This is a genomic window from Pseudoalteromonas sp. 68 DY56-GL68, from assembly GCF_041414825.1.
Taxonomy (GTDB): Bacteria; Pseudomonadota; Gammaproteobacteria; order Enterobacterales; family Alteromonadaceae; genus Pseudoalteromonas.
Genome location: NZ_JAOCZL010000006.1, coordinates 19,811 through 42,929, shown reverse-complemented (window position 1 = coordinate 42,929; position 23,119 = coordinate 19,811). Strand labels below are relative to the sequence as shown.

Genomic DNA, 23,119 nt, shown 5'->3' with positions numbered 1-23,119 from the left:
CGATGTGTGGAGCTTTCATGTCGTCACCTATTTTGACCCCTCGTCCTTTTACGCCTGAGTTGTTATCACCTGCGGGTAGTTTAAAGAATATGCGTTATGCTTTTGCCTATGGTGCAGATGCTGTTTATGCAGGTCAGCCTCGTTACAGCCTTCGTGTTCGTAACAATGAGTTTGACTTAGATAACCTACAAATGGGTATCAATGAAGCGCACGCACAAAATAAAAAATTGTATGTGGTGTCGAACATTGCTCCCCACAATGCCAAGGTAAAATCCTACCTACGCGATATTGAGCCTGTCATTGCTATGCAGCCTGATGCGCTGATCATGTCTGATCCTGGGCTTATTATGTTGGTTCGTGAAAAATGGCCTGACATGCCAATTCACTTATCTGTTCAGGCCAATGCGGTGAACTATGCCACAGTGAATTTTTGGGCAAAGCAAGGTATTGAACGAGTCATTTTATCGCGCGAATTATCGCTTGAAGAAATTGCTGAAATTCGCCAGCTATGCCCGAATACAGAACTTGAAGTGTTTGTTCACGGTGCACTTTGCATGGCGTATTCTGGTCGTTGTTTGTTATCGGGTTATATTAATAAACGCGATCCAAATCAAGGAACGTGCACTAATGCATGTCGTTGGAACTACGATGTGAAACCAGGCATCGAAAATGAAACCGGTGAAATGGTACATAAAATCGACCCTAAAGCGGTGATCCCAACACTTGGGGATGGCGCACCAAGTAACGAAGTATTTATGCTGGAAGAGCAGGGGCGTCCTGGCGAATACATGCCTGCTTTTGAAGACGAGCATGGTACTTACATTATGAATTCAAAAGACCTACGTGCAGTTCAATATGTTGATCAACTCACTAAAATGGGCGTACATAGTTTAAAAATTGAAGGCCGTACTAAGTCTTTCTATTATGTTGCACGTACTGCGCAAGTGTATCGTAAAGCCATTGATGATGCGGTTGCAGGCCGTCCTTTTGATGCAAACTTATTTAAAACCCTCGAAAACTTAGCGCATCGAGGCTATACCGAAGGGTTTTTAAAGCGCCATGCGCACCAAGACTATCAAAATTATGAGTACGGTCATTCGGTATCTGATAAGCAGCAATTTGTCGGTGAAGTATTAGGCCGCACTAACAATGGTTTAGTTGAAATTGATGTGAAAAATAAATTCTGTACTGGTCATTCACTTGAGCTAATGACGCCAAAAGGCAATATCAATTTTAACCTTGAGTTTATGGAAAATAAAAAAGGCGAAGCCATTAGCGATGCAAAAGGCTCGGGCCATATTGTAAAAATTCCTTTGCCAGAAGACATCGACTTAGATCACGCAATTTTGATGCGTAATCTAGATGCCGACCAAGATACCCGCAATCCATTCAATAAAGCTTAACAACAAGATGCGCTAGGTCATACTTAGCGCATTTTATTCACCTTTTTTGCTATTTCACTGTCGCTAATAATTATTTTTACTATCCTTTTTTATAAGGCAACTAACAAATTTAATTAAAAATTGTGGTGAAATTTTTAGTCCATAAATCCCATCATCGAGAGCTTTTACACACGCTGCCATATATTGCTGCGGGTATCGTTTTGAGTGCAGTTGTATTGCTACTAGAGTGGTTTGGTTTAATTGCTGAAATACCATTTTATGTTGCTATGCATACCAGCGTAGAGTTGTTTTCGGTTGTTATTTCGTTTTTGATTTTCGCCATTGGTTGGAATACTTGGCATTTTACTAAAAATTATCAGTTGCTGTTGCTTGCATGCACAATGTTGTGTGTTGCTATTTTCGACTCCTTGCACTTTTTAGCTTATGACAATATGCATGAAAGTGCAGAGCAAATGAGTTTAGTGCTTAATTTTTGGTTAATTGCACGACTTTTTAATGCCGCAGCATTTTTAATTATTGCGATGGGGATCTGGTTTAAATATAAGCCTCTTAATGCCAATATATTATTAACTTCATTACTGCTCTTCAGTTTCTGTATTGCTAGTGCAATGTTCTATTCGCCGCAATGGTTATCAACTATATACATTCAAGGAAAAGGGGCAAGCCACGTAAAATTTATAATAGAGCTGAGTGTATTAGTCCTTTATACCAGTGCAGCTTTTATGTTCGCCTCTCAGTTAAGTAAGCCTAGAGCAAATTTGAACATAGCAGGTAAAACCCTTGTGTGCGTACTCGCTATTTTGAGCGAAACATGTTTTGTAGTATTTAATGACACCTCTCACACGACCAATATCTTTAACTTTTTTGGTCACGTTTATAAAGGGTTAACTTATTTATTACTCTATAAAATTCTCTTTGTAGAAACCGTTACTAAGCTCTATGCGGCACTTGAAAACTCAACTAAGCAATTATCAGCAACGCTGACTGCATTACCCGATTCAGTATTCGAGCTTGAAGAAAATGGCACATTTCGTGAGGTTTTTAGTGATAATTCTGATAATCATATTTTTATTAAAGGCATGATAGGAAAAAACATCCTAAAGCTATTTTCGGATTTAGATGCGCAAGAGTTTATAAAGGGGTTAAAAGAGTCAAAACGTTCTGGGGTGTGTTTGTTGAATCCATTACCTATTGCATTTAAGGGACGTGTGATTCATTTTGAGTTTTCTATCACATTATTTGAATATGATAATAATGGTCCTACCTATTTAGTGAATGCTCGCGATGTATCTGAAAAAGTTGGCCGCGTAGCTGCACTTATACAGCAAAGTAAGTTTAATCGAGGTCTGCTACATTTGACCGAAATCTCTTTTCAAGATGACCAAGATGTATTGCTAAATTATGCCGTCGAGCAAGCACGTGCGATAACAAACTGTGATGGTGCTGCGCTGTTTATCTGTAATGAACAAAAGCAACTTGCCTATAGAGCTGAACACGGTTCTACATTTGCCGTGTGTACCGAAAAACTACAAGCAAAAGTGGCCGTTGGCGAAGCTGTTATTGTTAATCGTAAACAAGCAAAAGAATTTGGTTTACCAAGCGATTCAAACTCTTTTTTAGTTGTGCCAATTCTTCGGTATGGAAAATGTCATATGGCTATCATTTTGCAACATATCGAAAAAGTCTTCACAGTGCATGACAAAAACATGCTTACAGTATGGGCTGAGTCTGTTTGGCAGTGGTTTAATAAAATAAACCTAAATAAACGCATGCATATTCTGTCACAAGCGGTTGAACAAAACCCACACCCCATTATGTTTACTAACACAGATGCCAAAATTGAGTATATGAACCGCGCTTATTTAGACATGTGCCAGTATGACTACGATGAGTTAATAGGACAAAGCCCTCAAACAATCAGTGCAGGGCAAACAGACCCCTCTGTTTATAAAGATATGTGGCAGCAGCTTAAAAATAAACAAGCTTGGGTAGGGGCGTTAGTTAATATGACTAAGCATGGCAAAACCCTTGTTGAGCAAACAACCATTTATCCAATTTTAGATAAACAAGGCAAGGTGAGCAATTACATATCATTTCAACATGATATGACTAAAGAAGTTGAGAGTGAAACACGCATTCATCAACTTTCATATTTTGACCAACTAACTGGACTGGCAAATCAAGACAGACTAAAAATGGAATTTGAAGGAATTGCCAAACCACACGAAGATTCGAAAGCTGCATTTATATTAATTGGCTTAGATAACTTTAAAATACTAAACAAAGCAATGGGGATAGCTCATTGTAACCTTGTGCTGCAAAAGTTAAGCGCTAGAATCCGCAGCTTTTTAGGGGAGCATATAATGGTGGCGCGTTTACAAAGCGATCGTTTTGCATTTATTACTCCCTATACGTCGACAGGCGCCATAAATAAAAGTACACAAGAATTATTAAGGGTGATAAGCGAGCCGTTATTGGTCAATGATGAATTAATTGTTGTTACGGCCTCTATTGGCATTGCTTTATATCCTATTGATGGCAAAGAGTTTGAGCCGTTATTGCAAATGGCAGAATCAGCGATGTTCGAAGTTAAAAAGCTAGGTCGTAATAATACGCTATTTTATGCTGAGGAGATGAATAAGTCTGGGCTGCGACAGCTACAGATTATAAATGCGCTTAATTATGCGATCGAACATAATGAGTTTTCATTGGTGTTTCAGCCACAGATCGAACTTGCAACGGGTATAACCGTTGCCGCAGAAGTGTTACTACGTTGGCACTCAGAAATACTGGGTGATGTATCACCCACTGAATTTATTCCTATCGCTGAAAGTTGCGGGCGCATCAGTGAAATTGATGACTGGGTATTTGAAAATGCCGTTAAAACTGTTCGTCAATGGCAAGAAAGTGGTATGCCTAAACTGACGTTTGCGATTAACTTATCGGCGACTAAATTCATTAAAAAGCATTTACTTGGTGATTTAATTGCGGTTTTGCAAACACATTCCGTTAGCCCTGAGTGTATTGATCTCGAGTTGACTGAGACCATTGCTATTGGTAACCCTCAATTTGCCTTAAACACCATCACAAAATTGCGTGAAGCCGGTTTTAAAATGTCGATTGATGATTTTGGCACAGGCTATTCGTCGATGAATTATTTAAAAGACTTTTCACTCGATAAGCTAAAAATCGACAAATCGTTTATTGATGATTTAGAAAACCCCAGCGATGCTGATAAGGCAATTGTTAAGGCTATGATTGATTTAGCCAGTGCGTTAAAAATGGAGTCAATTGCTGAAGGTGTTGAAAGCGAGCAGCAACTGAACATACTAAAAGAGCTTGAGTGCTCCCAAGTACAAGGCTATTACTTCAGTAAACCCCTGCCAATTAAAATGCTGTATGAGTTTGTGAAAGGTAAGCAATCTAAGCTGGCTTTAATTAGCAAATAATAACGAGTTTGTTTAAATTTGTTGTTGCCTTAACCTTTGCATATCTTTTTGCGGAGGCAGGCCAAATAAACGGCTGTACTCGCGACTAAATTGCGAAGGGCTTTCGTAACCGACCACACCACTTGCTTGACCAGCGTCAAGACCATTGATCAGCATTTGATCGCGAGCCTCTTGCAGCCGTAAGGTTTTTAAATACTGCAATGGGCTGGTGCCAGTAATGGTTTTAAAGTGTTGGCGAAATGTTGATGAGCTCATATGCGCTTGTTTTGCTAGCTCTTCAATTTGTACTGGGCGCATAAAGTTGGTTTTAAGCCAGCTCACAACTCTAACGATATGACTACTTGGTGACCCCTCTGATGCTAGTTTTCTAAGGTGAGGCCCATGAGGCCCCTGTAAAAGGCGAATAACAATTTCTTTCATGAGTAATGGCTGTAAGCCGTCGCGAAGTGCATGGTTATATTCAAGCTCAAATAACCGATTAAGTGCATCAGTTAGCCCCGCATCGATATTATGAATAGAAATCGGCTCAAACGTTTCGTTGCGTGATTGCTTTGGCAGTTTAAGTTCTGCGGCTGTTTGCAAAATTAAGTTGTAATCAAGCTTTAGTACCATGGCAACAAATGGCTGGTGGCGTGTTGCTTCGGTCACATGGGATACCACGGGTAAATCGAAAGTCGTTAACATGGTTTGCCCACCAGAGCAGGACAGTACACTGTTTTCAACTGAAAGCATTTTTGCACCTTGCAGCACCACCGCAAGGCTTAATGTGTAAATACAATGCAAGGGGTCGGTTGGTGCGTTACGAATGTGCAATGTGAGCTCTGGCGTATGAGAGGTAATATCACCCGCTTTATTAGCGAATAACATAATCTTTTGCGCGAGCGGTTTAGCAATCTCTTGATGGTTGGTGTCTATCATGTTTTAAAAACTCACGGTTAGTTATCTTGGCTGTCAAATTTATCAAGCATATCTTGGCTACTAATTTGAGAGCCCATACGGCCACGATTCACGTACCTGTGAGAAAACGTTTTTGCGCCATTTGCCCGAACTAGCTTTTCAAAATCATCAATAAAATGCTGTTCGAACTTACTGTTAAAGGTATTAAATAAAATCACATTTTTACCTGAAAAGTCATTATTTTTTGCAAACTGCCAAATCGGTGGGGCAGGGCTATAAAGCCAAATAGGTGAGCCTAAATAAATGGTTTGATACTTCTCAAGGTTAATATTGCTCGGGGTAATTGTTGCTACGTTGCTTCTGGCATCATTGAGAGCTGCTATCCAACCAGGAATACCTAACTCGTAATCGGTAGCCGTTATCTCAAACAGCTCCGCGTTATGCTTTTGCGCTATGTGATCTGCTAAAACCCCAGTATTCCCTGAGCGAGAAAAAACCACGACGGCTGTTTTGGCATCAAGCGTGATTCTCGGCTCCGCATTGTGTAGACGTAAGCTGTTTTTAGCATGCTGAGATTTTTCGGTTTGTGTGACCCAAATGGCAAGAGATAAAAGCCCTAATACGACCACTGCGAGTATTATAAATAGCCATTTAATCATTCGTTAACTCCTAAAATCGCAAATTCAATTCAACAACAAAAGTAAGTTAGGCCAAGCATGGGCCTAACTTCTTTGTTTTATGCATGCTCAGCTTATAAGTGCGCGATTTATAAATGCTTGGTTAAAAAAGGCAGTATTTGCTGCATCGCTAACGCAACTGGCTCAGGGTTGTCGTACAGGTCATAGTGCGACCAATCTTCTAGTTCAACGAGTTGTCGGTCTTTTGATGCAAATGACTTTCCGTAAATTTCTTTACCGTCACGGTACGCGCCAAATGCCCCTACTTTTTGACCAATCACAGCCATCATAGGTTGAGTCATTAATGTTTCGGCAAACGCGAAGGCATCCCACGTGAGGGTTTTTTGTGCATGAGAAAATAACATACGTGTTGCGCCGCCTTCGCTTTGACCACGCGATGTTTTGTAGTAATCGGTCGCTTCGAAAACATCACGTTCAGTCAGGCCATTGTCGCGGGCAAATTCAATGCTTGGTGGGAGTAATTCGTTAACTTGTAAATCACCACCAAGTGCTTCGGCAGTCCGTTGTGCTGCCATCGCTTCAAGTGCGCCGACTGGGTTAAACTCGGTGAATGCTTCTCTAAATAAACGACCCAAATTAACTGGTGTGATGCCCACAACGGCTTTAACGCGTTTTTCAGTCAGTGCTGAGTTAAACACATAAGCACCACCACCACATACCCCAATGCTGCCAATACGCTCGTTATCGACATAAGGGAGTGTCACTGCATAATCAATAACATGGCTAATATCTTCAACGCGTTGTGATGGATATTCAATGAAGCGAGGTGTACCGCCAGATTGACCTTGATAGCTGGCATCGAAGGCAATAACCACATAACCCGCTTCAGCAAGTGCTTTACCATATACACTACTCGAGGTTTGTTCTTTACAGCTACCAAATGGGTGAACACTGATCATGGTTGGGTAGGTTTTTGACTCATCAAAATTAGCAGGTGTTAAAACAAGTGCTGAGATTGCCCACGCCATATCGTGGTTTTGAATATTAACTGTTTGAATGTTCATGTTTGCTCCTAAATGCCGTTTAGGAATGAGCCCTGTCCGGGCTCATACGGATTAATAATTACAGATTGCTTGTAAAGAACGGGGCTAATACGCTGATAGCTTCAGTGATTTCACTTTCGCCATCATATAAATCCATGTGGTTTGCACCTTCAACGATGTGCATGTTTTTGCTGCTTGATGCAGCGCGCGCCATTAGGTCATCGCTCATCCACTTGCTGCCTGCATTGCTGCCGACAACGGTCAGTAATGGTTGCGTTAAAAATGCTTCAGCTTTAAAGAATGCATCATAAGTAATGATTTGATTTAAGCTGCGTGCAGTCGCAAAACCCGGTGCAGTGCAATAAGCGGCGCGGTCTGTGTGATAGTATTCCCACGCTTGGCGAAGTTCTTCGTTTGGTGCATCTTCTTCTTTCAGCGGTGCCATTGGGATAGTTGCAATGTCGTTACCACTTGCATCCGATGTGCGAGAATCAGAGCCAGCTTGTATATATGGGATAGCGTCGCTGTCTTTTACATTGTTATCCCAGCCATTACGGAACATTTGGCCAATATTTACCATGCTTACCGTGCCAACTGCTTTAATACGACGGTCGTTAATTGCAGCATTTGCGGTGTAACCTGCACCCGCACAGATACCCATTGCGCCAATGCGATCATTGTCTACATAAGGTAAGGTCGTTAAGTAATCGATTACTGCACTCACATCCTCGGTACGAACATGTGGGTTTTCAAGTTGGCGTGGCTCACCAGTGCTTTCACCTTGGTAAGATGCATCGTACGCAATAGCGACAAAACCTTGCTCAGCTAGTTTACGTGCGTAAGTCCCTGCTGTTTGCTCTTTAACACCACCACCTGGATGCGATACGACAACGGCTGGGTAGGTTTTCGTTTCATCAAAATCAGCAGGTAAATTTAATAAGCCAGCGATAGTAATATCTAAACCGTTAGTGTTTGGAAAAGTAACTTTGTTCATGAGCGTATATCCTCGTTGGGTTAATAAGTAAGGACAGAGACTATTCTCGATTGCAGAGCTGTTTGCTTTGCGTCCTTCATTGAGATTAAGTATAGGAATGGGCTGAAACAAATGTTTGCCTAAAATGACAGGGTGTTTGTCTAAAATGCCGAAAGACAATAAGTGCAGTAATTTAAATAAAAGCGAAGTGGTGGTTGTTTGTGCTTATGGTTATTTTAACTAACATACAATAATATTGCTTGTCGTTCATTTTTATCAGAGAAGATACAGGTTCTAGTTGCCTAGAAGAGTAGCTGTATACTTTAGCGGATAATGGAAGCCAAATTGCCTGTTTTGCTTTAATTAAATAGTTACTATACAGGAAGTGATGTTCATTTCTTATTGGTCGACAAGCGCTAAGAGGGGAAATGCTGCACACTTAGACATGAAATCGTAACAGTAGCGAGTTTAGAAACCGAGTGATAGTATAACAAAGATTAGCATTTCTTCAGTACACATTGCAGGTTAAATGATGCTGTGAAGTTTAATCGGGTTCTTGAAGCCCTCAGCTCTTTGATAGAGGAAAAGGATGAATTTATCACCACAAGCCAACCCCAAAAAATCTATTTTCCTTGTTGAAGACGACTTAGCGTTATCCTGTTTAATCAGAGACTTTTTAGAGCGATATCAATTTAATGTGTCGGTGTTTTCTAATGGTGCGGAAGCTGCAAAGGAAATCTTACGCTGCCAACCTGACCTCGTTATTTTGGATATTATGCTTCCGGGGATGAATGGTTTGGATGTTTGCCGCCAGATCCGCAGTGAGTATCGCGGTTTTATTATGATGCAAACTGCACTGGACGATGATATTGACCAAATGTTGGGCCTTGAGATAGGGGCTGATGACTACATAGTAAAACAAGTTCAACCTCGGTTACTCCTAACGAGAATTAATGCTTTACTTCGTCGTTCACAAAGAGCAAACCCATATCATCCTAATGACGAAGTTCATGCGGCTATAGAATGTGGCCCCTTAGTCATTAATTTGAGCAACCGCTCAGTCACATTAAATCGTCATTCAGTTGAACTCACGAGTGCAGAATTTGAACTATTGGTGTTACTGGCTCGCTCAATAGGTAAGGTGGTGTCACGCGATGATATAATCCAGACAATTAGAGGATTTGAATACGATGGATTAGACCGCTCTATTGATCGGCGCGTGTCAAGGTTAAGAAAGAAACTACATATGTACCACCCTGAAGAGATGATAAAAACTGTGAGAGGACTGGGGTATCAGTTATGCGTATATTAGAGGGTATGGCGTATGCTTAAATCGTTTGCAGGATTATGGTTGCTGGTGTTTGGTCCTCTATTCTTTCTTTTATATCCTAGCCAGTATAATCCGATAGTGCGATTTAATGAGCATATTGAAGGTCAGCGGTTTATTCATATCTATCAAGGTACACTGAGGTTAATTGAGTCGCGATTAACGATTATTCCTGAATCTGAGAGGCAAAAAAGTATTGCTTCACTGAAACAGAAATTTGGTTTTGATATTAGGCTTGTGCCTTTAACTAGTTTGTCTTTGAGTGATAAGCAAAAAGCACTTTTACAGCAAGGTGAAATACTATTCATTAATGCAGAGCCTGAAAGTCTTTTAAAAACAGTACCTCAAAATGATCAAGTCTTACAGTTTTTTACTGATGTTTCAGCAGAAGAAAAAATCAGACGCGGTGCTCAAGGGTCTATATACCTTCTTCAACAAGCATTTGAAAATACACCTTCGCAGGACTGGCCGTTGCTTCTTGAGCAATTGTCGTTAACATTTTCTTTTGATATGGAAATCATCGCACCTAACTTACTTAATCCCACATTGGATGAACAACAACAAATTGAGCAAGATGGTTTTTTCTGGCGAGAAGAGCCTTCAGGGGATCTATCATTTTATGCTCAGCTACCAGCAAAAAAAGGGTATTTGAACGCTAATTTAATACCAATGACTTCTGTGGATCTTTCCGTAGTACTGATATTGATAGTCGTGTTTGTACTGTTGATTTCTGTTTGTATGTTTTTATGGGTATACCCGTTATGGCGTGATCTTCGAAACCTGCTGGTTGCAGCATCGGAGTTCGGTAAAGGAAACCTACACAGTAGGGCGGAAGTATCAAAAATATCTGTTGTTGCTAGTTTAGGTAGTACATTTAATCAAATGGCGAAGAAAATAGAGCAGCTGCTTGAAGGCCAAAAAACACTCACTAATGCTATAGCGCATGACTTACGTACTCCGTTATATCGAATTAGATTTGCGTTTGAGATGCTTGATGACTCAACGTCAAAAGAGCAAAATAACCAGTATCGACAAACTATTCTTAATAGTATTGATGATGTTGAGCATTTGGTTAATCAAACACTGCAGTTATCTCGGTACAGCAACAAAATACAATTAGCTAATTTTGCAAGTTATAACCTTTCTTCAATATTAGAGTGGGAATGCCACAATATTTTTCAGTTATACCCGACAATCCAACACACGTTAAATATCGAGCCTCAATGTCGAGATAAGCTGGCTTATGTTGATAAAACTGCTATGCAGCGTGCAGTTAGCAACCTAGTCATCAATGCATGCAAATATGCTCACTCTCAGGTTGAAGTCGCCCTTGTATATAACCTACAAGCGGAGCAATTTACAATTGAGGTAAGCGATGATGGCCCAGGTATAAATGAGGCTGATCTGGAACGCATTTTTATGCCTTTTGAGCAGCTTAACAGCACAAGAGCAGAGTCAAATAACGGCTATGGCTTAGGGCTTGCCATTGTGAGTCATATAGCGAGGTGGCATGGCGGCACTATTACTGCTGGGCGTTCTGCTTTAGGTGGTGCACTATTTGTTTTTAACTTGCCATCTGAGCATAGATGCTCTGAGTGAGCTGTTAAGTAATGTGAGGTATATAAAGGGGGCTGACGAATAAAACACTGTCCCAGTTTGTCACATTAAGCCTGTATTCTATTCGTTATACTGCTACTTGTTGGTTTTGATTTGTACATAGTATGAAACTTATCAAAACTCTTTTATACCAAGGAGCACAGTATGACAATTGAACGCAAGTTGGCTCGCTTATTTAGGCTCGATCACGATGGTTGGGGTAGGCATGCAAACCCTTTAAGTGTGTGGTCTCGATACAGCGTATTGCCCCTCTTTTTAGCTGCTATTTGGCTAAGAAATTACAGCATCACTTTGATGATAGTCGTTTTGATATTAGCTGTTGTTTGGACGTTTATTAATCCCATTATTTTCTCAAAACCTAAAGATGCGTCTAGCTGGGCAACGAAAGCTGTGCTTGGCGAACAGGTATACTTAAACCGTGATCGCAGTAGCTTGCCTGAGCATCATCAAATACGACTGTATCAGATTCTGAAAATAACGGCTTTAGTGGGTGTTTTCATAAGTTTATGGGGTGCATATAGCTTTAATATTACTCACTGTGTTTATGGGGTTTTAATAACTTATTTAGCTAAAAGCTGGTTTTTAGACCGCATGGTGTGGCTTTACCATGACAACGTAAACCCTGACACGTTATAACGAGCACTGTCACAAACTGTCTTATTTCGACACATAACGACCCGATATTTACTACGGCATTTGATTATCATGCAGACAATTTAATCAATACTGGTTCGTTTAGCCATGAAATGGAAGCGATGAGATTTGTAGCTCATCGTAAGTAAAATTTCTAACGGTTAATTACGAACTAGATAAACTGGCATTAAGAGGATGTTATGAAACTGAGTCGATTAGGTACACTAGCACTACCTGTTCTATTTTTATTGGGAGGGTGTGATGAAAGTAGACTGTCTGAACCCGAGCAAGGTTATTGGGTATCTGAGCCTTATGGCTCTGCACTTCATATCGTAGCAGATGCTGTTATGCATTATGAGTTTACACCTGACTACTGTTTACTTTCTAAAATTGAAACCTTAAGTAAAAGCGAGTTTTTAAGCCGTTATCAGATAGCAGACAACGAACTATTCAGCCCAACATACCTAGGCTTGCCGATGGATGATAATGACTTTGGCATTGAGTATGAATCATCATCAAAACTGCCTGAAATATGTCGCCATGACATTTTTGATTTAACATCAGGGATTGATAACAACTCCCCCGAAGTGACATTAGAGATATTTCTGCAAACCTTTTCGCAATACCATTATAGTTTTGAATCTGTGGGTGTGGATTGGACCGAGGTAGGTCAACAAGCTAGGTGGGCTGTATCAGAGCAAACCTCAAGAGCAGAGTTATTTGAAATAATGTCTGAGGCAATTAAGCCGTTGCAAAATGGGCATGCTTTTATCTCAGACGGCGATAAAGTGGCCGTTTATCGCCAGTCAGAAAAGCCTATATTATATGAGCGCTTACGAAACGAATTTCTTACTAAAAATGATTTAACGCCGCCGTTAACTATATCTCAAAATAGTGCCTTAGCAGAGTACATCAAAGAGAGTGAAAACCTTATTCAGGCTGCTATTTTAAATAATTTATCCTCAGATACTTTATCATTTGCAGCTAACGACCACATTATTTGGGGGACACACGAAAAGTTAGGTTATCTGTTTATTGATAGCTTTAACGACTATACCGAAGAGAATAAGCACCCTGAAGCACTTGCTTTACTGCATAGCACAATGAAGCAAGTGATCGCTGATTTTGAATCAACAGATGGTGTGATTATTGATTTAAGATTTAACGGTGGCGGCTATACTTATTTGGCAAAAGCACTCGCTGAGTATTTCATTGCCAGCCCACAAACGGGCTACATTAAAAGTACTCGTTACGGAAATCAGTTTACCCCTGAGCAGTTTGTAACACTCACACCCGCAGCACACAATTATGGTAAACCCGTTGTAGTGCTGATAAGTAACACAACGGCTTCTGCTGCTGAGCTTGCAACTTTGATGCTTAGTACATCAGAAAAAGTGACATTAATTGGAGAGGCAACGCAAGGAATGTTATCGGGTAGTTTAATTAAATCGTTACCGAATGGTTTTATCTTTGGACTGTCTAATATGAAACAATTATCAAACCAGCGCGTGTTATATGAGCAAACAGGTATCCCACCGATGATTCAAACGTCATTTTTTAACCTGCAAGAGCGCGTAAGTGGAACAGATAAAGGCTTTGACGCAGCCGTAGAATGGCTTCTCTCTCAAGGCTAGCGCTTATTATTAGAATACATTGAGTCGTTTCTCAATGTATTCTAATTTACTGAAATGAGTAAACAGGTATATAACTCGTTTGTGGACAGAAATTAGTAGCGGAGCGGAACCAGCCAACTGTTATTTGTCCGATTTTAATAACTTGTTATGAGTCGAACCAATGTAGTTCTTTACTTACCGCATTCATCACGGCCTGAACATCGCCTCTTGAAGGTTTATACCATTTTTCTGATTTTGAAATATTTTGTAGAGCTAGTTTTGTTTCTGGCCCAAAGTACATATTAAGTAAAGACAAAACAGCCGTATATTCAGCTCGCAGTTCAATAGAGCGGTTAGAAAGTTTGTTTACATCAGCTTTTTCTGCTGGTATTTCCTTTCCTTCTTTAATGGATAGCAGTAGCCGTTGTTTCTCTAAACCAATTAGGGCGCTATTCTTCTCCGCTTCATTTAATAAAGCAAAAATCTTTGCGGCTCGTTCTATTAGCTTAATTCTTTGATCTAGTATCAGTCTTTTTTCCTTGTATTCGATATCTCTTTCCCAAGCATTCTCAGACAATTCAAAAGATAAAAATGAGCCAGCACCAGCTCCTACAAAAGCTAGCAAGGAAGAGATGATAACTATTTTTATTTCAGATTTCATACTGACACTCTAGATTCATAACGCTACGCTAAGCGGCAAATGACTGCAGGCTAAAATGTGTAGCGAAGCGAAACCCAACCAGCAGTTATTTGTCCGTTTAAGCGCCTTGTTAGCGCTTTGAGTTTAATTTATTTATTGACTTTTCTAATTCAGAAATAGACATAGATATATAATGCCTCAAATTTTTATCCCCCTTAATACCTCTACTTTCATCTAAGATCGTTGACTTCTGTTTTGGGGTGATCGCAGAATCTAAGCACTGTTGAAATTGAAGTTCATCTTCGAAAATAGTTTCAACATAATTAAGCTCAGGAAATGAAATCATGGCTTTAACTGGGCAACTAGCAATAGTGTCGAGCAAACCTTTATCTAAAGTTGTTATGCTAGGGATGTAGAAGCTGTTCCCTTTTTCTTCTGTCAATAAAGTTTCAGCAAATCTAAATATAAATAAATCCCATGAGAGAGCTCCTATCCGTTTGATAGAATCCTTTTTGGGAGCCTTTAAAGAACTTTCGTCAAAAACAGGAGTAAAATAACCAACACTATAGCCAATTATAACTTTCCAAGAAAAATATAACTCCTTGAGAGGTACAACCCCTAATGTTTCCAAACAGTAGTCTACAAGCTTGTTGAGTGCAACCTCTAAGGTAATCTGTTCATTCGTCCAGCATAAATGGTAAGTTTTGAGCATAACTGCATAAATGAGGTCTCTTTTGTCTATCAAGTTCCACATTTCTTTACTGGCTCTAAAATTAAACCAAACATTTTCTGCTTGTTCAAAATACGGTTCAAATATGTCCTCTTCTTCACTTAACGGCTTTAGGGTGCCTCGCAGTTTATGATCTAAATATATAGCTGATGAAACCTTGTTAACAGGATATGGGTTATTGTCAGATGTAAACTGCCTTAAATTTTCAAGCATGGAGAAACAATAATCGAACCCTCCCCCATAGGTACTTTCAATCACATTTAAAATTTCTTCAACTTTCTCTTTTGTTGATATATCACTACCTTTAAGATATTTTGGTAGGTCTGATAGTAAATTCGTATCGAACAATGCTCTTTGTTTAAAACAAATTACCGATGTCCCAGTTTCCATTTCTTTTCTGATTGAATCTGAGTAAGCAAGCAATCGTTTTTTAGAGAATATACCTGAAACAATGTGATTTAGTGAGTCATCAACCTGCAATTGGGCACCACTAGCATTGGTGGAGTACAGCATTCTTATGCCATCAAAGGCGGAATTATCACTATCAACAATATCTTTTAATGACGAGTTTTTATCAGCAGATAATATTGCATGTTTAACACGGAATATTTTATCTTTCTTTATATTCATTTAACTCTTAACTCTATTTGTTGCCAAAAATGGCACTAAAATTTAATAGTGCGCAAATCACGCATATTTCTACCACACAACTGCTCACTTTTCTGATTACTACGTTTTTATCAAATTAGCTAACCTTTTGCTAGTTAACAAAATAATTTAAATTAGTAAAGTGGTCTTACGACAAGAATGCGCAAATTGCTCATTTTCCTGAATATAGGGGAAGTTGTAAATTCTGAATATAAAAACCATATCAAAAGAAAATATTCAATGTTTGCTGTTTGCTTAAAGCCATCTTTAAATCAATTACGTTAACTCATTTTGGAACAGAAACGAGTTACTTCTTAATAACTGTTGCAGGCACCAAAAATCTGTTTAGCTTCCATAAAAAGCATCTTACTTCCTTATCAAACAACTAAGCTCGGTAAAAAATCGCTGACGCGGTATTTCTAAAACATCAGTCGAAGAGAATCCCTAGTACTTCTAAGATTGATCTAGATCAAAGAAATTTCATTCGCTGCAATCTATATTACGCGGCTGCAATTTTGTCGCGTCCGAAATCCATAATGTGGATTTTAATGGCAATACTCATTTTCGTGCTTAAAGGTGTGTCATGGCATTACTCATCAATAACAAATGTATTAACTGTGATATGTGCGATCCTGAGTGTCCGAATGAGGCTATTTATATGGGCGCGAAGATTTATCAAATCGATCCTAATAAATGCACGGAGTGTATTGGCCATTACGATAATCCGACTTGCGTGAGTGTTTGCCCAATCGATTGCATTAAACCTGATTCAAATCATCGAGAATCACTTGATGAACTTGCTGATAAGTACGTCAAACTCACTTCTCAAGCGTCTTAGTATTGTACACTCATTCTTTTTAATGATTTTAAAGTAGCAGCTTGCGCTAATTGTTCTACAATTCTAGGTACAACAATACGTTATTATTAATTAAGGTGTGTTATGTGGTTTGGTAAGTCTTTAGAAGCTGAAATTGCAGCATTAAAAGCAGAGCTCTACCCGCTTAAAGATCTAACAGCAGGCATTGATGAAGAAATGTTGGTTCTTAGGCTCAATGCCGATGGGGCTATGGCTTATATAAACCAAAACTTTTTAGATGAATTAGGCTACTCTCTTGAGCAGCTAATTAACTCTCCTTTTGAAAACATAATTACACCTCAATCTAAAAGTAGTGATCAATTTATAGCGCTAAAACGTGCAATTGATCGTCAAGAGCATGGCGTCGGTCATCTACAAATAGCTCGATTCGATGGCAAGCTCGAATGGTTACGTTTAATTGCTCATCCAGTTCATACCGCAGAAGGTGAGCTGGATTATTTTGCGATTTACGGCACTGTGTTAACTGATGCAATTGCCAGTTCTCGCGAGCAACGGGATGTTATCAATGCTATCTACCGTTCAATGGCCGTTATTGAGTTTGATCTAAATGGTAATGTACTTAATGCGAATCAGCCTTTCTTAGCAGCCATGGGTTATAAAAAAGACGATATTGTAGGTAAACATCACAGTATGTTTTGTGAGCCCGAGGTCGCTAACTCCGCAGAATATGAAGCATTTTGGCAGCGCCTCAGACGGGGGGAATTTATTGCTGAGCGTTTCAAGCGCGTTGACCGTTATGGCAATGACGTATGGCTTGAAGCGTCTTATAACCCTATTACGAATGATTTTGGTGAGTTGTATAAGGTAATGAAGTTTGCCACTGTCATTACTGATCAAGTGAACCGTGAGCATGCTATTTCTCAAGCAGCAGAAATTGCATATAGCACCTCAACAGAAACAGACAAGCTCGCCAAACAAGGTGCACACGTTTTACAAAGCACTATGGCTGTGATGGATGAGCTTGCGCAGCAAATGGAGCAGGCAGCACAGGAAATCGCAGCGCTTGATAAGCAATCACAACAAATAGCCAATATTGTGCAAAGCATTAGTAGTATTGCTGAGCAAACCAATTTATTGGCGTTAAACGCCGCGATTGAAGCTGCTCGTGCCGGAGAGCAAGGGCGTGGTTTTGCTGTTGTGGCTGATGAAGTAAGGCAATTGGCGTCTCGTACGTCTAAAGCAACAGAAGAAATTGTTGATGTTGTAAAAGACAATCAGTCTCTTACGCAAAATACCGTGCGAGTGATAGAGCAAGGTAAAGTTAAAGCTGAGCAGGGGCAAGTATTAGCCAATGAATCAGGAAAAGTCATGGAAGATATTCAGCAAGGAGCGCAGGAAGTTGTCGATGCCGTTGGGCAGTTTGCTAATCAGCTGACAAGTTAAATATGCGTATTTTTCTTTTTTTATTCAAATTGTTAAGTTAATTCTTATTTCGTCTTAAGAATTTTCCTATTATCGCAAAAATAGGGACTTTACTGTAACGAATACGTTAAAGTAAGCATGCATATACTATTTTGCTATGTGCATGCCTATACATCAGACCAAGGTGTATTTTTTCTTACCTTAACGTGAAGAGTCCCATGTTTTTTAGTCAATCATTAAAGAATAAAGTTACTGAATTAGACGATGAGTTGTTTACTGTTTCACAAGTAAAAAATACGCTCGACAGTAAAATGCTTACTTTAGAATTAGATAAAAATGCACATATCTTGTCACTGAATGAACAAGCAACCGTTGAGCTAGGTTATGAGAAGAATCAACTGATAGGCAAACCACTTCTTAGTTTAGTGCCTGAACTGGCAAGAACGACACGCCATTACCACAGCTTTAAAAAAGCGCTTGATGATAAAGAGGCATGGGTAGGTGCTGTACAGCTTGTAAATGCCCATAATGAACAAGCGTGGTTGCGGGTTATTTTGCATCCGGTTATTAATAGGCAGCAGCAGTTCCAGCAGTTTACTTTGCATGCCAGTGCACTTACCCGAACCATAGAAACATCAAGAGAAAACCAAGATTTAGTAAAAGCGATTCATCGCTCAATGGCGGTGATTGAGTTTGATTTATCTGGCCATGTAATTACTGCCAATGAGCAGTTTTTACAAGGCGTTGGCTACACAAAACAAGAAATAGTGGGAAAACACCACAGTATATTTTGTGAACCCGAGGAGGCAAACTCAGCAGACTACGCCGATTTTTGGAAAAAGCTTCAAAGGGGCGAGTTTATTGCGTCACGTTTTAAACGTGTTAATAAATATGGTGAACCTGTCTGGCTTGAAGCAAGCTACAATCCTGTTTTTTGTGAGCAGGGGGAGCTTTATAAAATCGTAAAATTTGCAACAGTGATAACAGAGCAAATTAATCGTGAAATAGCTGTATCTCAAGCTGCTGAAATTGCATATAACACCTCGACAGAAACTGACCAAATCGCTCATCAAGGCGCTGAGGTATTAGGTGATATGGTGAATGTAATGGACGAACTTGCAAAAAAAATGGAGCAAGCAGCAACGGAAATAGCAGCACTTGATAAGCAATCTCAGCATATAGCTAATATTGTACAGAGCATCAGCAGTATCGCAGATCAAACTAATTTACTTGCTCTAAATGCGGCAATTGAAGCTGCAAGGGCCGGTGAGCAAGGCAGAGGCTTTGCGGTTGTTGCCGACGAAGTAAGGCAGCTAGCTTCACGCACTTCGAAAGCGACAGTTGAAATTGTTGATGTTGTACAGCAAAACAGGGCACTGACGCAAAATACGGTAGAGGTGATAGAGCAAGGAAAAAGTAAAGCTGAGCAGGGTTACAGCCTTGCGACTGAATCCGGAAAAGTGATGAGTGACATTCAAAATGGCGCGCAAAAAGTAGTGGATGCCGTTGGTCAGTTCGCTGACCAACTTAAATAGTGTTACCTGTGCTTGTATTGGGTTTTGCAATAACCACGTAGAATATCAGGGTGGCGAAGTTTTATATGCTTACTTTGCCTCCCAGATACGCGTTTTCGCCAAAGTTTAAAACTTGAGTTTGTTAATTGCTCACGCATTAACGTGATAACGCTTTTTTCATTTAAGCCAAACTGTTGGTTTATTGCTTCAAACGGGGTTCTGTCTTCCCACGCCATCTCTATAATACGAGATATTTCATGATCTAAGTGCTGCATTTCGGCTCCTTTTTGTAGCTTATACGTAGCTGCAGCGGATTTAGATTATAAGATATCTTGTTGCCAGTGCTCTGCTAAAAAGTCGATGAACGCCCTCACTACATTTTGCTGGAAGTTACGTGATAAATACACCGCCCATAAGTGAGAGCCAATTGTTATGTGCTCTGGCAGTACTTTAACAAGTTCTCCCGATGCTAAATAGTCATTAGCTAAGTCACAAGGCAAGTGAGCAACCCCCATCCCTTGTTTTGCTGCTTTTAAAAGTACGCCCATATCGTTGGCAACAATGTTGCCCTTAACGGTCACTTTTTGTGTGTTATCGTCACGTTGAAATTGCCAAATAGTGTGTTTGTTATGAATAAGGCAATTGTGTGCAGTTAAGTCACTCGGCTCATTAATCGGTGGGTTCACAGCTAAATAATCGTGTGATGCACACACTGCAGTTGCGATATACATGAGCTTGCGGGCAATAAGACCTTCATCGGGCTGGTGGATATAACGCAAAGCAATATCAACGCGGTCATCAACCAACTGCGATAAACTATCTGAAAGTAACAGTTCAAATCGCGTCTGTGGATGGCGCTTGGTAAACTCTTCAATGGCATCAAACAGCTTATGTTGGCCAAGCCCAATGGGGGAGGCAACGCGAATAGTCCCCACCAATTCATTGTTATGGCTGTGCGCTCGGCTTTGTAAGTCAGACACTTGATTTAGTATTTGCTGGCAATAGCTAAGGGCTTCTTCGCCTTGAACAGTTAAACTTACTTTTCGTGTTGTGCGATGAAACAACCTTAAACTTAGCCACTTTTCAATATCTTGAATATGCCTAGAAACTTGTAACCGGCTTAAGCCTAAATGCTCTGCTGCCTGAGTAAAGCTGCCTGTACGGGCAACTTCGACAAAGCTAGTAATTGAAGTGAGTTTGTCCATTAGTATCTTCAAGTGAAACAATATGTATCTATCTAGTGTATTTATCAGTAAATAGTGAGCAAGTAAACTGAAATCATTGAAACAAACAACGGAGAATTCCTCATGAAATTAGCAGTTATTGGCGCAACAGGTTGGATTGGCAGTCACATTACATCAGAAGCAATCGCACGTGGTCATCAAGTAAATGCACTAGTAAGAGATGCAAGTAAAGTAACGCAAGAAAATGTTACTGTGACTGAATTTGATTTAACAAAAGATGATATCGCAAGTGTAGTAGCCGAGAGCGATGTTGTTATTGCTGCAATTGGTGGTCGTGCTTTAGGTAACCATGAAATTGTGGCAAACACAGCAAAGCAATTACTAAACGCGTTTGCAGGTACTGGCACACGCATTTTATGGGTGGGCGGTGCAGGAAGCTTAGAAGTGGCATCCGGTGTAACACTGGTATCAAGCCCAGATTTTCCTGCTGAATACAAAGCAGAAGCCATTGCTCAAGGTGAAGCGCTTGATGTATTTAGAGCATCAACAACAGATACGTCGTGGACCTTTGTTTCACCCGCTGCGGTTATCTACCCAGGTGAGTCAGAAGGCCCATACCGCGTCGGTGGCGACAGCTTCTTTACTGATGCAAACGGCGAAAGCAAAATTTCAGTCACCGACTATGCAAAAGCGATGCTTGATGAAGCACAGTCGGCAGCACATTTAAATCAACGCATTAGTATTGCTTACTAATAACGAGCCTTTCTTCAGGCTCATAAAATGGTATTCTTAAGCGATGTGTTAAGTTACCTATTTAATTTATGAGCCTGCTATTTTCTGTTGCACTTGCAACCATACCCGCCTTACCTGAGCCCGTTGCTAACAATGCTGTAGCCAAAGTTGTAATTGATGAAAACGCCTACTTTTTAAGCTTTATGGGCCTGAGCTCAGGCAAAGCACATACCGATGTTCACAATAAAGTATGGGTACTCAAAGTGGGCGATAACGCGTGGCAAGCAGCTAAAGCGGTACCAAGTACATTGCCCCTTACTGGTCGCCTAGCGAGTACCGCGGTGGGGGTTGGTCAACATGCTTATGTATTTGGTGGTTATACCGTTAGCGCTGATCATCAAGAAATCTCTACACCTGATGTATATCGCTATGATGTGCGCTCTGATTCATACACGCAACTTGCCAATATGCCTGTGCCGGTGGATGACAGTGTGGCGCTTTCCTATAAGCAGCGTTATATCTATTTAGTCAGTGGTTGGCATAACGATGGCAATGTTAACCTTGTACAAGTTTATGATACGCATACAGATACTTGGCAACAGGCTTCGCCCTTTTTAGGCCAACCGGTGTTTGGTCAAGCGGCGGCAATTAGTGGCAACACTATATTGGTGTGTGATGGCGTTAAAACACAGGCGAATGCAGATAAGCGTCGTTCATTTGCTGCGGTTGCACAGTGTTTAAAAGGCACAATTGATGCTAATAACCCATTAAAAATAGATTGGCGTACCGTGCCACATCCAACAGGTGTTGCCCATTACCGTATGGCTGCAACCAATTTCAATGGCGATATTTATATGATGGGCGGCTCTGATAACCCATATAACTACAATGGTATGGGATACGATGGCAAACCCGCGCCAGCGAGTGATCATGTTTGGCGCTTTGATGTTAATAAAAACACGTGGCAAGTGATGCCAAAAGCCGATACTGCGAGCATGGATCATCGAGGTTTATTAGAGCACCAAGGAAGCTTGTATCGTCTTGGTGGTATGGACAATAATCAACAAGTGACAGCCGATGCACTTGGTTACAAGGTAAAGTTATCTCTATGAATACACTCTATATTACTGGGGCGGGTGTGAGTGCCGCTAGCGGTATACCGACCTTCCGTGGTGAAGATGGCTTTTGGACCATTGGTAGCAAAAATTATACGCCGATGGAAATGGCAACCCGTGCTATGTACGAAAACAACCCCCGCGAATTTTTAGCTTGGTATTATCATCGTTTTGCAACCTACCGCCATCACGGTCCCAATGAGGTACATCATTGGTTGAGTGATAAAAATCTTATTACGCAAAATATCGATGGTCTTGATGGCAAAGCAGGAAACACTGATTTTATTGCTATTCATGGTCGCTTAGATCAAATGACACTGTTTCATCATCAAGGTGACGATGTAATGGCTTTTAACGCGCCGTGGGATAAAATTAATGAAGACAATCTCCACAACTCCTTGCTTGAGGTGTTCAATATTAATAATGAAAGCCCGATGATTAACGAATCGTTTAAGCCTTACGTGTTGTTATTTGACGAATACTACACTGAGCTTTATCGTATTTCAGAGGCGCAACAGCGTATGCTCGATGCCGATAAAATCGTCTTTATCGGCACCTCGTTTAGCGTCAATATTACGCAAATGGCACTCGATATTGCACGCAGTCAAGGCACACCAATAGAAGTGGTTGACCCCGATCCTACTCATGTATTTCATCCTAATGTAACCTACCACAAGATGACTGCGCTTGAGTATGTTCAGCAGCAAGGGTAAAAAATAAGGCG

20 protein-coding genes and 2 pseudogenes are annotated in these 23,119 nt (G+C 40.4%); 14 read left to right on the top strand and 8 right to left on the bottom strand.

Translation table 11 applies throughout. The features are described 5' to 3' along the window. Positions 1-17 precede the first annotated feature (17 nt). Positions 18-1,403, top strand: coding sequence for a tRNA 5-hydroxyuridine modification protein YegQ (gene yegQ, locus NYF15_RS00985; protein WP_371352468.1), 1,386 nt, complete (start codon positions 18-20; stop codon positions 1,401-1,403). 125 nt (positions 1,404-1,528) lie between these two features. Continuing rightward, the gene (locus tag NYF15_RS00980; protein ID WP_371352467.1) at positions 1,529-4,852 is read left to right on the top strand and encodes an EAL domain-containing protein; all 3,324 of its coding nucleotides are present in this window, start codon (positions 1,529-1,531) and stop codon (positions 4,850-4,852) included. Positions 4,853-4,864: 12 nt separating this feature from the next. Here the strand turns inward: NYF15_RS00980 and NYF15_RS00975 are convergent, their stop codons facing one another. The 4 genes from NYF15_RS00975 to NYF15_RS00960 all read right to left on the bottom strand — a co-directional run bounded on the left by NYF15_RS00975 (position 4,865) and on the right by NYF15_RS00960 (position 8,424). Further along, entirely contained in the window at positions 4,865-5,770 is a 906-nt protein-coding gene (locus NYF15_RS00975) for an AraC family transcriptional regulator N-terminal domain-containing protein (RefSeq protein ID WP_371352466.1), read from the bottom strand. 17 nt (positions 5,771-5,787) lie between these two features. Further along, positions 5,788-6,408, bottom strand: coding sequence for a flavodoxin (locus NYF15_RS00970; protein ID WP_188730122.1), 621 nt, complete (start codon positions 6,406-6,408; stop codon positions 5,788-5,790). A 107-nt stretch (positions 6,409-6,515) separates the two neighbouring features. Next, positions 6,516-7,451: an alpha/beta hydrolase gene (locus NYF15_RS00965; protein ID WP_371352465.1), complete on the bottom strand. Its 936-nt coding sequence runs from the start codon at positions 7,449-7,451 to the stop codon at positions 6,516-6,518. 58 nt (positions 7,452-7,509) lie between these two features. Then, complete coding sequence (locus NYF15_RS00960; RefSeq protein ID WP_371352464.1) at positions 7,510-8,424, bottom strand: alpha/beta hydrolase; 915 nt, start codon at positions 8,422-8,424, stop codon at positions 7,510-7,512. A 568-nt stretch (positions 8,425-8,992) separates the two neighbouring features. Between NYF15_RS00960 and NYF15_RS00955 the strand changes: the two genes are divergently transcribed. The 4 genes from NYF15_RS00955 (at position 8,993) to NYF15_RS00940 (ending at position 13,614) form a co-directional block, all read left to right on the top strand. After that, positions 8,993-9,715: a response regulator gene (locus tag NYF15_RS00955; RefSeq protein ID WP_371352463.1), complete on the top strand. Its 723-nt coding sequence runs from the start codon at positions 8,993-8,995 to the stop codon at positions 9,713-9,715. A 12-nt stretch (positions 9,716-9,727) separates the two neighbouring features. Beyond that, positions 9,728-11,329: an ATP-binding protein gene (locus NYF15_RS00950; protein ID WP_371352462.1), complete on the top strand. Its 1,602-nt coding sequence runs from the start codon at positions 9,728-9,730 to the stop codon at positions 11,327-11,329. A gap of 162 nt (positions 11,330-11,491) precedes the next feature. Next, on the top strand, positions 11,492-11,983 hold the full coding sequence (locus NYF15_RS00945; protein ID WP_371352461.1) for a DUF6653 family protein: 492 nt from the start codon (positions 11,492-11,494) through the stop codon (positions 11,981-11,983). 197 nt (positions 11,984-12,180) lie between these two features. Then, entirely contained in the window at positions 12,181-13,614 is a 1,434-nt protein-coding gene (locus NYF15_RS00940) for a S41 family peptidase (protein WP_371352460.1), read from the top strand. A 145-nt stretch (positions 13,615-13,759) separates the two neighbouring features. Here NYF15_RS00940 and NYF15_RS00935 read toward each other — a convergent pair whose 3' ends face one another. Both NYF15_RS00935 and NYF15_RS00930 read right to left on the bottom strand, forming a co-directional pair. Beyond that, on the bottom strand, positions 13,760-14,254 hold the full coding sequence (locus tag NYF15_RS00935; protein WP_371352459.1) for a hypothetical protein: 495 nt from the start codon (positions 14,252-14,254) through the stop codon (positions 13,760-13,762). 109 nt (positions 14,255-14,363) lie between these two features. Then, positions 14,364-15,593 (bottom strand): hypothetical protein, encoded by a 1,230-nt coding sequence (locus NYF15_RS00930; protein ID WP_371352458.1) that lies wholly within the window; start codon positions 15,591-15,593, stop codon positions 14,364-14,366. A 601-nt stretch (positions 15,594-16,194) separates the two neighbouring features. Between NYF15_RS00930 and NYF15_RS00925 the strand changes: the two genes are divergently transcribed. From NYF15_RS00925 to NYF15_RS00905, 5 genes and pseudogenes are all read left to right on the top strand, one after another. Then, positions 16,195-16,449 (top strand): YfhL family 4Fe-4S dicluster ferredoxin, encoded by a 255-nt coding sequence (locus NYF15_RS00925; RefSeq protein WP_371352457.1) that lies wholly within the window; start codon positions 16,195-16,197, stop codon positions 16,447-16,449. A 102-nt stretch (positions 16,450-16,551) separates the two neighbouring features. Further along, positions 16,552-17,331, top strand: a pseudogene (locus NYF15_RS00920) (PAS domain-containing protein); the annotation flags it as partial. A 99-nt stretch (positions 17,332-17,430) separates the two neighbouring features. Next, complete coding sequence (locus tag NYF15_RS00915) at positions 17,431-17,871, top strand: methyl-accepting chemotaxis protein (protein ID WP_371352958.1); 441 nt, start codon at positions 17,431-17,433, stop codon at positions 17,869-17,871. A 197-nt stretch (positions 17,872-18,068) separates the two neighbouring features. Next, positions 18,069-18,842: pseudogene (locus NYF15_RS00910) on the top strand (PAS domain S-box protein); the annotation flags it as partial. A 102-nt stretch (positions 18,843-18,944) separates the two neighbouring features. After that, positions 18,945-19,385: a methyl-accepting chemotaxis protein gene (locus NYF15_RS00905; protein WP_371352957.1), complete on the top strand. Its 441-nt coding sequence runs from the start codon at positions 18,945-18,947 to the stop codon at positions 19,383-19,385. A gap of 2 nt (positions 19,386-19,387) precedes the next feature. Here the strand turns inward: NYF15_RS00905 and NYF15_RS00900 are convergent, their stop codons facing one another. Then, positions 19,388-19,639 (bottom strand): TIGR03643 family protein, encoded by a 252-nt coding sequence (locus NYF15_RS00900; RefSeq protein WP_130151843.1) that lies wholly within the window; start codon positions 19,637-19,639, stop codon positions 19,388-19,390. Between the two features lie 45 nt (positions 19,640-19,684). Further along, entirely contained in the window at positions 19,685-20,569 is an 885-nt protein-coding gene (locus NYF15_RS00895; protein WP_371352456.1) for a LysR family transcriptional regulator, read from the bottom strand. 102 nt (positions 20,570-20,671) lie between these two features. On the opposite strand from NYF15_RS00895, the gene NYF15_RS00890 reads away from it, so the two are divergent. The 3 genes from NYF15_RS00890 (at position 20,672) to NYF15_RS00880 (ending at position 23,108) form a co-directional block, all read left to right on the top strand. Beyond that, the gene (locus NYF15_RS00890) at positions 20,672-21,301 is read left to right on the top strand and encodes an NAD(P)-dependent oxidoreductase (protein ID WP_371352455.1); all 630 of its coding nucleotides are present in this window, start codon (positions 20,672-20,674) and stop codon (positions 21,299-21,301) included. Between the two features lie 68 nt (positions 21,302-21,369). Next, positions 21,370-22,392: a Kelch repeat-containing protein gene (locus tag NYF15_RS00885; RefSeq protein ID WP_371352454.1), complete on the top strand. Its 1,023-nt coding sequence runs from the start codon at positions 21,370-21,372 to the stop codon at positions 22,390-22,392. Continuing rightward, on the top strand, positions 22,389-23,108 hold the full coding sequence (locus NYF15_RS00880) for an NAD-dependent deacetylase (RefSeq protein WP_371352453.1): 720 nt from the start codon (positions 22,389-22,391) through the stop codon (positions 23,106-23,108). The genes NYF15_RS00885 and NYF15_RS00880 overlap by 4 nt, the downstream gene beginning before the upstream one ends. Positions 23,109-23,119: the final 11 nt, after the last annotated feature.

Excerpts from the sequence above, each read along its gene's own strand:
- yegQ (WP_371352468.1), top strand. The coding sequence starts at position 18 with ATGTCGTCACCTATTTTGACCCCTCGTCCTTTTACGCCTGAGTTGTTA.
- NYF15_RS00975 (WP_371352466.1), bottom strand. The coding sequence starts at position 5,770 with ATGATAGACACCAACCATCAAGAGATTGCTAAACCGCTCGCGCAAAAG.
- NYF15_RS00970 (WP_188730122.1), bottom strand. The coding sequence starts at position 6,408 with ATGATTAAATGGCTATTTATAATACTCGCAGTGGTCGTATTAGGGCTT.
- NYF15_RS00965 (WP_371352465.1), bottom strand. The coding sequence starts at position 7,451 with ATGAACATTCAAACAGTTAATATTCAAAACCACGATATGGCGTGGGCA.
- NYF15_RS00960 (WP_371352464.1), bottom strand. The coding sequence starts at position 8,424 with ATGAACAAAGTTACTTTTCCAAACACTAACGGTTTAGATATTACTATC.
- NYF15_RS00955 (WP_371352463.1), top strand. The coding sequence starts at position 8,993 with ATGAATTTATCACCACAAGCCAACCCCAAAAAATCTATTTTCCTTGTT.
- NYF15_RS00950 (WP_371352462.1), top strand. The coding sequence starts at position 9,728 with ATGCTTAAATCGTTTGCAGGATTATGGTTGCTGGTGTTTGGTCCTCTA.
- NYF15_RS00945 (WP_371352461.1), top strand. The coding sequence starts at position 11,492 with ATGACAATTGAACGCAAGTTGGCTCGCTTATTTAGGCTCGATCACGAT.
- NYF15_RS00940 (WP_371352460.1), top strand. The coding sequence starts at position 12,181 with ATGAAACTGAGTCGATTAGGTACACTAGCACTACCTGTTCTATTTTTA.
- NYF15_RS00935 (WP_371352459.1), bottom strand. The coding sequence starts at position 14,254 with ATGAAATCTGAAATAAAAATAGTTATCATCTCTTCCTTGCTAGCTTTT.
- NYF15_RS00930 (WP_371352458.1), bottom strand. The coding sequence starts at position 15,593 with ATGAATATAAAGAAAGATAAAATATTCCGTGTTAAACATGCAATATTA.
- NYF15_RS00925 (WP_371352457.1), top strand. The coding sequence starts at position 16,195 with ATGGCATTACTCATCAATAACAAATGTATTAACTGTGATATGTGCGAT.
- NYF15_RS00915 (WP_371352958.1), top strand. The coding sequence starts at position 17,431 with ATGGCTGTGATGGATGAGCTTGCGCAGCAAATGGAGCAGGCAGCACAG.
- NYF15_RS00905 (WP_371352957.1), top strand. The coding sequence starts at position 18,945 with ATGGTGAATGTAATGGACGAACTTGCAAAAAAAATGGAGCAAGCAGCA.
- NYF15_RS00900 (WP_130151843.1), bottom strand. The coding sequence starts at position 19,639 with ATGCAGCACTTAGATCATGAAATATCTCGTATTATAGAGATGGCGTGG.
- NYF15_RS00895 (WP_371352456.1), bottom strand. The coding sequence starts at position 20,569 with ATGGACAAACTCACTTCAATTACTAGCTTTGTCGAAGTTGCCCGTACA.
- NYF15_RS00890 (WP_371352455.1), top strand. The coding sequence starts at position 20,672 with ATGAAATTAGCAGTTATTGGCGCAACAGGTTGGATTGGCAGTCACATT.
- NYF15_RS00885 (WP_371352454.1), top strand. The coding sequence starts at position 21,370 with ATGAGCCTGCTATTTTCTGTTGCACTTGCAACCATACCCGCCTTACCT.
- NYF15_RS00880 (WP_371352453.1), top strand. The coding sequence starts at position 22,389 with ATGAATACACTCTATATTACTGGGGCGGGTGTGAGTGCCGCTAGCGGT.